This is a genomic window from Rothia sp. CCM 9416 (genome assembly GCF_048513535.1).
GTDB lineage: Bacteria > Actinomycetota > Actinomycetes > Actinomycetales > Micrococcaceae > Rothia.
The window spans coordinates 1-11038 of the sequence record NZ_JBLXXR010000036.1; the positions used below are offsets into that span (position 1 = coordinate 1).

The following is an 11038-nucleotide window of genomic DNA, read 5'->3' on the forward strand; positions in this document are numbered from 1 at the left end:
TTGATTCTTCGTAGGTGCCTGCAATCGCATTACCGGTGACCTCTGCATGGTCAAAGGTCGCCATGAGAGTTGCCTCAGGCATGGTGTTCACGGTGCCGGGGGCGGCAATCTCGGTGACATAGAGGGTGTCGGGGTAGGCGGGGTTTTTGACACCTGTTGAGGCCCAGAGCGGGCGCTGGTGGTTAGCCCCAGCGGCTTCAAGGCGTGCCCAGCGCTCTGACTCGAATGCCTGCTCGTAGACCTCAAAAGCCAGACGGGCGTTAGCAAGACCGGCCTTGCCACGCAGGGCCAGGGCCTCCTCGGTAGCAATGGCATCGAGACGGGCATCAATTTCGGTGTCGACACGGGAGACAAAGAAGCTAGCTACGGAGTGAATCTTTGACAGATCCTTACCGTTCTCCAGTGCTTTCTCTAGGCCCAGCATGTAAGCGTTGATGACTGCGCGGTAGCGCTCCAGCGAGAAGATCAGAGTGACGTTGACCGAGATACCCTCGGCCAGGGTCTGCGCAATGGGGGCAAGACCCTCTTCGGTGGCGGGAATCTTAATCATGACGTTTTCACGGCCAACAGCGGTGTAGAGCTGCTTTGCCTGAGCAAAAGTTGCATCAGATTGGCGAGCCAGCAGGGGGCTGACCTCAATGGAGACGCGACCGTCAAAGCCCTGGCTTGCCTCGTAAATGGGAGCAAAAACGTCGCAGGCATCGCGTACATCATCAATCATGGCGGCGAAGCCCGCGGCTTCTGCCTCTGTGCCCTGCTCTGCGAGTTTTTTCATCTGCTCAGCGTAGGCCGCGCCGTTGCTCAGTGCTGCGGCAAAAATACTGGGGTTGGTGGTCACGCCAACAACGTTTTTGGTATTAATCAGGGTCTGCAGGTTACCGCTGGACAGGCGTTCACGGGAAAGGTCATCGAGCCAGATGGAGACGCCGGCGTCGGAAAGCTTCTGGGTAGGTGTAGTCATTGGTGTATTTCCTCTGTAGTTGCTTGCCCTAGCCGGGCTGATGCGCTCCGGCTAGGGCTCATATAGGTCAAGAGCAGAAAGCAGGTCAGCCGCCGCTCTCTGTACGGGTACCGCGCACGGAACCCTGTGGTTATTGGGCGGCCTGGATGGACTCGCGTGCTGCTGCAGCTACTTTCTCGGCGGTGAAACCGAAATCAGCGAAGAGCTCTTCGGCTGAGGCAGATGCACCGTAGTGTTCCAGAGAGACAGCGCGACCAGCATGGCCCAAGAGGTCCTGCCAAGACATAGCCAAGCCGGCTTCGACAGTAACTCGTGCCTTGACAGCGGCAGGGATAACCGACTCGCGGTACTCCGCACTCTCAGCGGCAAACCACTCGCGGCAAGGCATGGAGACAACACGAGCCGCAATGCCTTCTTCTGCAAGCTGGGTGCGCGCGGCCAGAGCAAGCTCAACCTCAGAGCCGGTAGCAATCAGAATGACATCCGGGGTTCCCTCGGTATCAGCCAGCACATAGCCACCGCGTGCGGTGCCCTGGGCTGAAGCGAACTTCTCACCCTCAGCCTTGGGGTGCAGGTCTTCACGAGCAAGGTTGGTCAGGTTCTGGCGTGAGAGCACCAGGCCTGCCGGGTGATCTTTGATCTCGAGAATCTTACGCCAGGCAACGGCGGTTTCGTTACCGTCTGCGGGGCGGACGACATCCAGGTTGGGGATAGCGCGCATTGCTGTCAGATGCTCTACAGGCTGGTGGGTGGGGCCATCTTCACCCAGCCCGATGGAGTCGTGGGTCCATACGAAGATGTTGGGTACACCCATGAGTGCTGCCAAGCGAACTGCAGGGCGCTGGTAGTCGGTGAAGACAAAGAAAGTGCCGGAGAAGGGACGGGTTGGTGAGGACAGAGCGATACCGTTGGTAATAGCCGCTGCTGCGTGCTCACGAATACCGAAGTGCAGGACGCGACCGTAGGGGTGGCCAGTCCAAGCCTTGGTGGAGCGGGCCTGAGGATTGAAGCTCTTCTCGGTGTCAATGGTGGTGTTGTTAGAACCGGCCAGGTCAGCGGAGCCACCCCACAGTTCTGGCAGGTGGGGGGCCAGGGCGTTGATGACCTTACCGCTGGCGGCACGGGTAGCCACAGCGGTACCAGCCTCAAAGACAGGTAGAGCCTGGTCTAGGTCCTTGGGAAGTTCACCGGCAATAAGACGCTCGTAGAGAGCGGCTTCTTGGGGATGAGCCTGCTTCCAGGTCTCAAAGTTCTTGTCCCATTCGGCGCGCTCAGCGGCACTACGAGCAAGCAGCCCGCGAGTGTGCTCAAGAACCTCAGGCTCAACAGCAAAGTGCTGTTCAGGGTCAAAACCTAGAATCTTCTTGGTGGCGGCTACCTCGTCGGCGCCCAGTTTGGAGCCGTGAATGCCGCCGGTGTTCTGCTTATGAGGTGCCGGGTAGCCAATGATGGTGCGCAGTTCAATAAAGGAGGGCTTATCGGTAACCTTCGTGGCCGCCACGATAGCATCGTAGAGCGCCTCAACGTCTTCCTGGTACTCTCCGCCTGCGGTCCAATCGATTGTGGTGACATCCCAGCCGTAGGCCTCGTAACGGGCTGCTACGTCTTCGGTGAAGGCAACATCCGTGTCATCTTCAATTGAGATGTGGTTGCGGTCGTAGATGACAACCAGGTTGCCGAGCTGCTGGTGACCGGCAAGCGCGCTGGCTTCGGCGGTAACGCCTTCCTGAACATCGCCTTCAGAAGCAATGGTGAAGATGGTGTGGTCAAAAGGCGAGGTGCCGGGAGCTGCTTCGGGGTCAAATAGACCGCGCATGCGGCGCTGCGCATAGGCAAAACCTACTGCCGAGGCCAGGCCCTGGCCCAGTGGGCCGGTCGTAATTTCTACACCCTTGGTGTGCCCGAACTCGGGGTGGCCGGGGGTGAGGGCTCCAGCGGTACGCAGAGCCTTGATGTCGTCGAGTTCCAGACCAAACCCGCCTAAGAAGAGCTGGTTGTAGAGAGTTAGCGAGGTGTGTCCAGGAGAGAGGATAAAACGGTCTCGGCCTGCCCAGCGATCATCGGTAGGGTCGTGGCGCATTACTTTCTGAAAGAGCAGGTATGCAACGGGGGCCAGGCTCATTGCGGTACCGGGGTGGCCTGAACCGACCTTCTCAACTGCATCCGCTGCAAGTACGCGGGCGGTGTCAACAGCTCGCTGATCTTTTTCAGTCCATTCAAGTTTCTGGTTCAGATTAGGCATAGGCCATCCTCTCTCGCTCTGGTTGCCCAGATATAGTGACAATTATTTGTCAATCTGCCCTGCCAGCACTGGTCTTCCGTGCGGGGTAAATGGGCAAAAAGTATCTTCTCTAAGGATAGTTCACACCTGCACCTACTGGCCGGGTTCGCCTGTGGGCGGACGGAGGTGCTAAAGGGCACCCGGGCAACATTAGGCACAGCCTGCCCTGTCGTTATACGATGTAATTTGAACAAAAGCTCTTTTGGCCTGCTTGCAAACGATTTTTACACCCCTCATAAGTGACCCAAAACACTAAAAACTGGGTAACTTGGTGTAACAGCTGGCCATAAAAAGATTGAGTGGGCATGCGCCACGAAATCACCGGGAATTTCACATAGTGAATACCACTACCGGTAGGTAGTTATAAGAGCACGACACTCGACCTGTAAGGGAAGTCAGTATACGTGAAGGGCCATGGCATCAACACCGTGATTGACCGCGATAAGGTGCGCTCTACAGCACCTGAGTCGGTTGTACCCGGCCAGATTTCCCTGATGCGCAAGGTAAAGGCGTACATTCATCTGACTAAGCCTCAGATTATCGAACTCCTTTTGGTGACAACAGCACCCACCATGATCTTTGCTGCGGGGGGCTTCCCCAATCTCTGGCTCGTTCTCAACACCATGATCGGTGGATCCCTGGCTGCCGGTGCCTCGTGTGCCTTTAACTGCTACATCGACCGCGATGCCGACCGACTGATGAAGCGTACCGAGAAGCGCCCCTTGGTCACCGGTGAGCTCACTGACCGCCAAGCCCTGGTATTCGCTTGGGTGCTATCGGTTATTTCGATTATTTACCTCTACTTCTTGGTGAACCCGCTAGCCGCAGCTCTGGGCCTAGTCGCAATTTTCCTCTATGTCGTCTTCTACTCGCTCTGGCTCAAGAAACGCACCAAACAAAATATCGTTTGGGGCGGCCTTGCCGGGTGCATGCCGGTATTCATCGCCTGGGCCGCTGTCGAAAACACCATTTCCTGGGCCGCTCTTGTGCTCTTCATGGTGATTTTCCTCTGGACACCCCCGCACTACTGGCCTCTCTCCATGAAATATGCCGAGGACTACCGTGCCGCCGGTATTCCCATGCTAGGAGCCACAGACTCTGCTAAGAGTGTCTCTGTCCAAGTCGTTCTCTATGGATGGGCTATGGTGATTTGTTCCCTGCTGCTGATTCCCTTGGGGGGAGCAGGCTGGGTGTATACGATTGCCGCCTTGCTGATTGGTGCCTGGTTTCTCTACCACTGCCACAAGCTTCATGCTCTGGCCCTCAAAGAACAGGCTACGAGCCGAACTGCCATGGTGGTCTTCCACGGTTCCATTACCTACTTGACTGTACTTTTCATTGCTCTGGCTATTGATCCTTTTGTGGGTTCAGCTGTTCTGTCAATATAAGCGCAAGACAGAATAAAATTGGGGCCCGGCCTGCTCGCTGCAGGCTGGGCCCCCATTTTTTGCATTCAGTCGTGGCCTAGCTGATACGCTCCAGTGCACGCTTGCGGGAGGCAGCACTGGATAGAACCAGCTGACGCTCAATAAGCGACGCAGCGGCTAGAGAGAAGATACCTGACCCAATCAGGTGGAACTCAACCAGCCAGGCAGGTAGGCCGTTGAAGTACTGGGTGTAGCCCACAACTGCCTGGTAGCCCAAAACAAGCAGAACCCAGAAAAGGGACTTGGTGAAGATCGGGGCTAGAGCGTATTTACGGACCAATACGAAGAAAGCCAAGACCGTGGCGCAGTAGGTCCAGACTAGGGTTCCGTGGAGTCGGGTTACCAGCACAGGGTCAAAAGCATGACGGTGGGTTTCAGCATCACCAGCGTGAGGTCCGGTACCTGTGGTCACGGTACCCATAAAGATGAGTGCGGCAACCAGAGCGAAGCCTAGCCAGCCGAGGACCCGCATAAGGCCTGAGCCTTCACGAGGTGCCTCTGCCGCCAACCCCTCAGCCTGAGCAGTACCACCAAAGTACCGGTAAATACGATTGAGATAGATAGCCGTAAGTGCAATCATGATTGCCGACAGGATGTAATGGGCCGTGACCATCCAGGGGTTGAGTTTCTGCCAGACAGAAATACCACCGACAACCGCTTGGACGGGGATGCCCCAGAGCAGAAGCAAAGTGAGATTGAAGAGGTCCGCATAGCGGGACTCGTGGGCCCGGGCACCAAAGATGAGCTTTTTGACGAAGAAACCGGTGCTGACCCGCTGAGGGAAAACGATGCCCAGGATAGCGATAAAAGCGACAATTGTGATAATAACCAGCACAAAAGTCAGGAGGCGGTTACCGAACTCCACCAAGCCGTGGATGCCCATTTCGGGGGTGGTTGTCCAGGATCCATCGGAGGTGCACTTAGGCCAGGTGTCACAGCCCAGCCCTGAGCCCGTGAGACGAACAACGCCACCGGAGATAATCAAGAAGATATTGGCGATAGCTAAAGCCCAGGCTGTTTTTTTAATCCAGGGGGTATAGCTGCGGGGTATGACCTTGCTAGCTACTGGTAGCCGCTGAGCTCTCTCAGGTGAGGGGGTAGATGAGTTCCTGCTAGTCATGAACTTTTCTTTCACTGGTGGAGGGTGGTCTTAGGCAGACCATTTGAAGAAACGGACGGCCAGAGCGCCAAAGAGCACGGTGCTCAGAATCAAAATAATGTGAGGTACCAGGAGGAACTGGTGGCCCACAAAATCCCCGCGTAGAGCATTACCGAGTGCCGCTGAGGGCAGGAGGTCGATCAGCTGCGAGAGCCATGCCGGGTAACGGTCGGTGGGAATAAGGATGCCGCCTGCACCTGCCAGGATGACCCAGGCCATATTGACAATTGCTAGGGTGGCTTCAGCCCTGACAGTGCCAGCTATGAGGAGTCCTAGGGAGGTGAAGCAGGCCGCGCCCAGTAGGAGTGTTGGGGCTGAGAGCAGTAGACCGGGGATAGTTGCCGTCCATCCAAGAAGCTGCCCGAGCGCACCTACCAGCAGGTACTGAATGAGGAGGACCGAAAGTACGGCCAGTACCTTGCCGGCTACCAGCCCGCCGCGCCCCAGCGGAGTGGTGGAAATAAATCGGAGAACACCGTAGCGGCGGTCGAAGCCTGTGGCGATGCCCTGACCTGAGAGCGCCGTGGAGAGAACACACAGGGCAAGCACACCGGGGATAGCAACGTCGATACGGGCTACCCCGTACCGCTGTGCCCAGGGGTCTAGGAAGCCAGTGAAGTTGAGGGCCAAAATCGCCATGACTGGGAAAGCGACATTGAGCATGAGCTGTTCACCATTTTTGAGCATAGCCAGGGTTTCAAAACGGCCCTGAGCAAGAATGCGCGCAGGGGAGGAAGCGGCTGTGGCCTGTTGGGTTTTGGGTGCTGTAGTGCTCATCGGATTTCTCTGCCTGCTAGTTCAAGGAATACGTCTTCGAGGGAGCGGTTAGCCAGTTCAAATTCACCGGGCATGATCTTGTGTTTAGCCCAGTAAGCCGTCAGCTCCGCCAGATGCTGGGGGGTGATGTCCCCGACTAGCCGGTAGAAGCCAGACGATTCTTCAAGTAGGGTGATCTGCTGAGCCTGAGCCGGGGTAAAGATAAGGCTGCTGGTCAGGCCGGGCAGAGCAGTGAAGGTCAGGGTCTTTTCTGCCTGGCTACCAGCCATAAGCACCCGGTCCATAGTCCCAGAGAGAACCACTGAACCGCGTTCAATCATGTACACATAGTCGGCAATTCGCTGGGCATCATCGAGCAGATGGGTGGTCAAGATAACCGCGACACCGGCCTGGCGCTGTTCACGAATAATGTCGAAGACAACGGCCCGTGATTGCGGATCGAGGCCAGCGGTTGGCTCATCGAGAAAAAGAACCTCTGGACGTCCAATAAGTGCTGCTGCCAGGGCAACCCTTTGTTTCTGGCCGCCGGATAATCTGCGAATAGTGGTTCCGTTGAAAGCGTCAATTCCCAATCGTCTGGCTATTTCATCGACGTTCAAGGGGTCGGAGTACATGCGGGCGACATGCTTAAGAAGGGGGATAGGCCTAACAGCCGGAGGTAGGCCACCGTCCTGAAGCATGATGCCAACCCTAGCACGCAAGTCGGGGGAAGCTCCCCAGGGGTTCTGGCCCAGCAAGGAGATAGTCCCAGCATCAGGATTGAGCAGGCCCTGGGCGCATGCAAGGGTAGTCGTTTTGCCAGCACCATTGGCACCTAATAGGACGGTTACCTGCCCCCTATGAATTTCTAGGGAAAGGCCATTGACCGCGCGCTTAAGACCAGCGTCAGTGAGGGCATCTGGGTGCTGGCGTGCGTATGCCTTTGAAGGGGAGAAGTCCTTGACCAGCCCGTCAATCATGAGAGCAGGTGAGCTCTGGTGAGCTGGGTTTTCTTGAGGGCAGGCGGTGCCGGGGCTATGGGAGTGTGTAATCACCCGTCCATTCTAGTGGCTTCCAGAGGATATTGAGGTCTAGCTGGGCGTTTGAAACAACTTTCTCAGCTAACTTTGACCGCCCGCGGTCGATGACTCCTACTTTAGCGGGCAAATAAGAGGTTAATATGAGAAACTCATAATAAATGTGACCAACTGTACCCCGTTAAATAGGGTGACCTTACTAGCTTAATGTCGGCCAATTACGACATACTTTATTGGTGTATTCCGCAGAGAAAGGCAGCACTGTGTCCGTAAAGACAACGCGCCCTGCAGAAACAGAGGAACGCACCCGCGATCGCGTTCTGCAAGGAGTTCTCACTCACGGCCCTGTTTCTGCGGCCAAACTGGGTGAGCTACTCAGCCTTACCCCGGCAGCTGTACGCCGTCACCTTGACGTCCTTGAAAAAGATAACCTCATTGAGGTTGCCAGCCACCGGCAACACGGGGCAGGCGCTGGTCGTCCCGCCCGGCGCTATGTCATAGCACCCCGCGGCCACAGCGAACTGGGCAACGACTACTTGGACATTGCCCGCGATGCACTCACCATGCTCAAAGATGCCGTAGGGGAGAGCGCGCTCCGTCAATTCGCCAGCGCGCGGGCCCACGAGATGGCAGAACGCTACCGCCCGGTTGTTGAAGCAGCGGGAGACGATGTATCAGCCCGAGCTGAAGCCCTGGCTGAAGCCATGACTCGAGATGGCTTTGTGGCCACTGCCCAAGAGATGAGCCCGGCACGCCCAGGCTCTCGCACCAAGCTCCCCGACCACCTGCTTGCATCCATTCAGCTCTGCCAGGGGCACTGCCCGGTCAGGGACCTCGCCGAGGACTTCAGCGTTTTCTGCGACCAGGAAACAGAGATTATTTCCGACCTCCTGGGAGTTGACGTGCGCAGGCTTTCAACCATGGCCAATGGCGCCCACGTCTGCACCACCCACATTCCGCTGGGGCGGGCAGCGGCCACTCAGCTCACCGAGCAAGACGCAAGAGCTACCACCTCTGATAGAAACCAATAGACTTTCCCACCGGGCCTTACCCGCCACAAGAGGTCAAGCCCGGAGAGAAGAAGATTTCGCTGGCCACCCAGCGAAAACCAACCCACCAAGAAAGGCCGTAATGACTGAACAGGTTGAGCGCAAGGCCAACAACACCGTCATTTCAGAGATTCTGGAGGCAAACCCCGAACTCGAAGGTATCGGTACCTACGAGTACGGCTGGGCCGACTCAGATGAAGCGGGCCAGGCTGCAAAGCGTGGTCTGGACGAAGATGTCGTGCGCGACATTTCAGGCAAGAAGAGCGAACCCCAGTGGATGCTTGACCTCCGCCTAAAGGCTCTCAAGTTCTTCGACCGCAAACCCATGCCCAGCTGGGGCGCTGATCTGTCGGATATCGACTTCGACAACATCAAGTACTTCGTTCGCTCCACCGAACGACAGGCAGAAACCTGGGAAGAACTGCCCGAAGACATCCGTAACACCTACGAAAAGTTGGGTATCCCCGAGGCAGAACGTAACCGCCTCGTCGCTGGTGTTGCCGCTCAGTACGAGTCTGAGGTTGTCTACCACCAGATCCGTGAAGACCTTGAAGCCCAGGGCGTCATCTTCTTGGATACCGATACCGCCCTCAAAGAGCACCCCGAATTCTTCGAGGAATACTTCGGCTCCGTTATCCCCGCCGGCGATAACAAGTTCGCAGCGCTGAACACAGCTGTATGGTCCGGTGGCTCCTTCGTCTATGTTCCCCCGGGAGTCCACGTAGAAATCCCTCTACAGGCCTACTTCCGTATTAACACCGAGAACATGGGCCAGTTCGAGCGTACCCTCATCATTGCCGATGAAGGCTCCTACGTTCACTACATTGAGGGTTGCACCGCCCCCATCTACAAGACCGACTCACTGCACTCCGCTGTGGTTGAAATTGTTGTCAAGAAGAACGCTCGCGTTCGTTACACCACCATTCAGAACTGGTCCAACAACGTCTACAACCTTGTGACCAAGCGCGCTATCGCTCACGAGGGCGCAACCATGGAATGGATTGACGGCAATATCGGCTCAAAGGTCACCCAGAAGTACCCCGCCGTATACATGGTCGGTGAACAGGCTAAAGGCGAGACCCTGTCCATCGCATTCGCCGGTGAAGGCCAGCACCAGGACACGGGTTCCAAGATGGTGCACATCGCCCCCAACACCTCATCAACTATCGTCTCCAAGTCGGTAGCTCGTAACGGCGGCCGTGCGGCCTACCGAGGCCTGGTTCAGGTCCGTGAAGGTGCCTCACGAGCTAAGAGCTCCGTGGTCTGTGACGCCCTGCTGGTGGACACCATCTCCCGCTCAGATACCTACCCTTACGTAGATATCCGCGAAGACGACGTCACCATGGGCCACGAAGCGACCGTCTCCCGTGTTTCTGAAGAGCAGCTCTTCTACCTCCAGCAGCGTGGCCTGCCCGAGGACGAAGCCATGGCTATGATTGTTCGCGGCTTCGTAGAGCCCATCGCCCGCGAGCTCCCCATGGAATACGCCCTAGAACTCAACCGCCTGATCGAACTCCAGATGGAAGGATCCGTAGGCTAAATTATGGCTAACGAAGCAAACCAGGGGCACAACAACCCCCTCATTCCCGGTATGGACCAGGAAGGTGAAAAGCTGGCATCAGAGCTGGCCACCGACGACACCATCCGCGTCTCTCAGCACAACACCGACAAGGTAGAAATCGACGCTTCGCGCGCCGAGCGCAAGACCTCCTTTAAGGTAGAGGACTTCCCCGCCCTAACAGGCCGTGAAGAAGACTGGCGTTTTACCCCCCTTAAGCGGCTGGGGGGCCTGCACACCGAGCAGCTGACCGGTGAGGCACCCGCTACGCAGGTCACCGCTCCCGCCGAAGTCCAGGTAGAAACCGTCGAGCGCACCGATGCCCGTATCGGGTCCGCCGGCATCCCCGAGGACCGTGTAGCGGCAAACGCTTGGAGCGCTTTCGCCCAGGCAACCGCTATTACCGTCCCCGCAGAAGCCGAGCTGACCGAGCGCATCGAGGTCAATATCGAGGGAACCCACAAGGACCCGTCCGCTCAGCACCTCTTTATCGAAACTAAGCCTTTCTCCAAGGCCCTTGTGGTTCTGCGCCACACCGGTAGCGCTGTGCTCTCACAGAACGTGGAGTTCAAGGTAGGCGACTCGTCCTCCCTGACCGTCATCACCCTCCAGCAGTGGGAGAAGGACGCAATCCACGCCTCAGCCCAGTACGCTTCACTGGGGCGCGACGCCAAGTTTAAGCACATCAACATCAGCCTGGGCGGCGACCTGGTCCGAGTTACCCCCTCCACCAAGTTCACCGCCCCCGGCGCTGAAACTGAGATGTACGGCCTCTACTTTGTCGATGCCAACCAGCATATGGAAAACCGC

The 11038-nt window shown here is 57.1% G+C and carries 9 protein-coding genes; 4 read left to right on the forward strand and 5 right to left on the reverse strand.

What is annotated here, in order from left to right; translation table 11 throughout:
* On the reverse strand, positions 1-961 hold a 961-nt coding region (tal, locus tag ACN080_RS10175), incomplete at its 3' end, for a transaldolase (protein ID WP_419113718.1).
* A 130-nt stretch (positions 962-1091) separates the two neighbouring features.
* Positions 1092-3203 (reverse strand): transketolase, encoded by a 2112-nt coding sequence (gene tkt / locus ACN080_RS10180; RefSeq protein WP_419099767.1) that lies wholly within the window; start codon positions 3201-3203, stop codon positions 1092-1094.
* Between the two features lie 485 nt (positions 3204-3688).
* Between tkt and ACN080_RS10185 the strand changes: the two genes are divergently transcribed.
* Positions 3689-4630 (forward strand): heme o synthase, encoded by a 942-nt coding sequence (locus tag ACN080_RS10185; RefSeq protein WP_419099810.1) that lies wholly within the window; start codon positions 3689-3691, stop codon positions 4628-4630.
* 76 nt (positions 4631-4706) lie between these two features.
* Here ACN080_RS10185 and ACN080_RS10190 read toward each other — a convergent pair whose 3' ends face one another.
* Genes ACN080_RS10190 through ACN080_RS10200 form a run of 3 tightly spaced genes read right to left on the reverse strand, consistent with a single transcriptional unit; the run spans position 4707 to position 7564 of the window.
* Positions 4707-5789: a COX15/CtaA family protein gene (locus tag ACN080_RS10190; RefSeq protein WP_419113719.1), complete on the reverse strand. Its 1083-nt coding sequence runs from the start codon at positions 5787-5789 to the stop codon at positions 4707-4709.
* Between the two features lie 30 nt (positions 5790-5819).
* Entirely contained in the window at positions 5820-6605 is a 786-nt protein-coding gene (locus ACN080_RS10195; RefSeq protein WP_419099765.1) for an ABC transporter permease, read from the reverse strand.
* Positions 6602-7564, reverse strand: coding sequence for an ABC transporter ATP-binding protein (locus ACN080_RS10200; protein ID WP_419110698.1), 963 nt, complete (start codon positions 7562-7564; stop codon positions 6602-6604). Before ACN080_RS10200 ends, ACN080_RS10195 begins: the two co-directional genes overlap by 4 nt.
* A 320-nt stretch (positions 7565-7884) precedes the next feature.
* Here ACN080_RS10200 and ACN080_RS10205 point away from each other — a divergent pair, with 320 nt between their 5' ends.
* From ACN080_RS10205 to ACN080_RS10215, 3 genes are all read left to right on the forward strand, one after another.
* The gene (locus ACN080_RS10205) at positions 7885-8652 is read left to right on the forward strand and encodes a helix-turn-helix transcriptional regulator (protein WP_419113720.1); all 768 of its coding nucleotides are present in this window, start codon (positions 7885-7887) and stop codon (positions 8650-8652) included.
* A 100-nt stretch (positions 8653-8752) separates the two neighbouring features.
* A complete protein-coding gene (gene sufB, locus ACN080_RS10210; RefSeq protein WP_419099763.1) occupies positions 8753-10210 on the forward strand; it encodes a Fe-S cluster assembly protein SufB in 1458 nt (485 codons plus the stop codon).
* A 3-nt stretch (positions 10211-10213) separates the two neighbouring features.
* Positions 10214-11038, forward strand: an 825-nt coding sequence (locus ACN080_RS10215) for a SufD family Fe-S cluster assembly protein (RefSeq protein ID WP_419113721.1), incomplete at its 3' end; no start/stop codon positions are given.

Excerpts from the sequence above, each read along its gene's own strand:
- ACN080_RS10195 (WP_419099765.1), bottom strand. The coding sequence starts at position 6,605 with ATGAGCACTACAGCACCCAAAACCCAACAGGCCACAGCCGCTTCCTCC.
- ACN080_RS10200 (WP_419110698.1), bottom strand. The coding sequence starts at position 7,564 with ATGATTGACGGGCTGGTCAAGGACTTCTCCCCTTCAAAGGCATACGCA.
- ACN080_RS10190 (WP_419113719.1), bottom strand. The coding sequence starts at position 5,789 with ATGACTAGCAGGAACTCATCTACCCCCTCACCTGAGAGAGCTCAGCGG.
- tkt (WP_419099767.1), bottom strand. The coding sequence starts at position 3,203 with ATGCCTAATCTGAACCAGAAACTTGAATGGACTGAAAAAGATCAGCGA.
- sufB (WP_419099763.1), top strand. The coding sequence starts at position 8,753 with ATGACTGAACAGGTTGAGCGCAAGGCCAACAACACCGTCATTTCAGAG.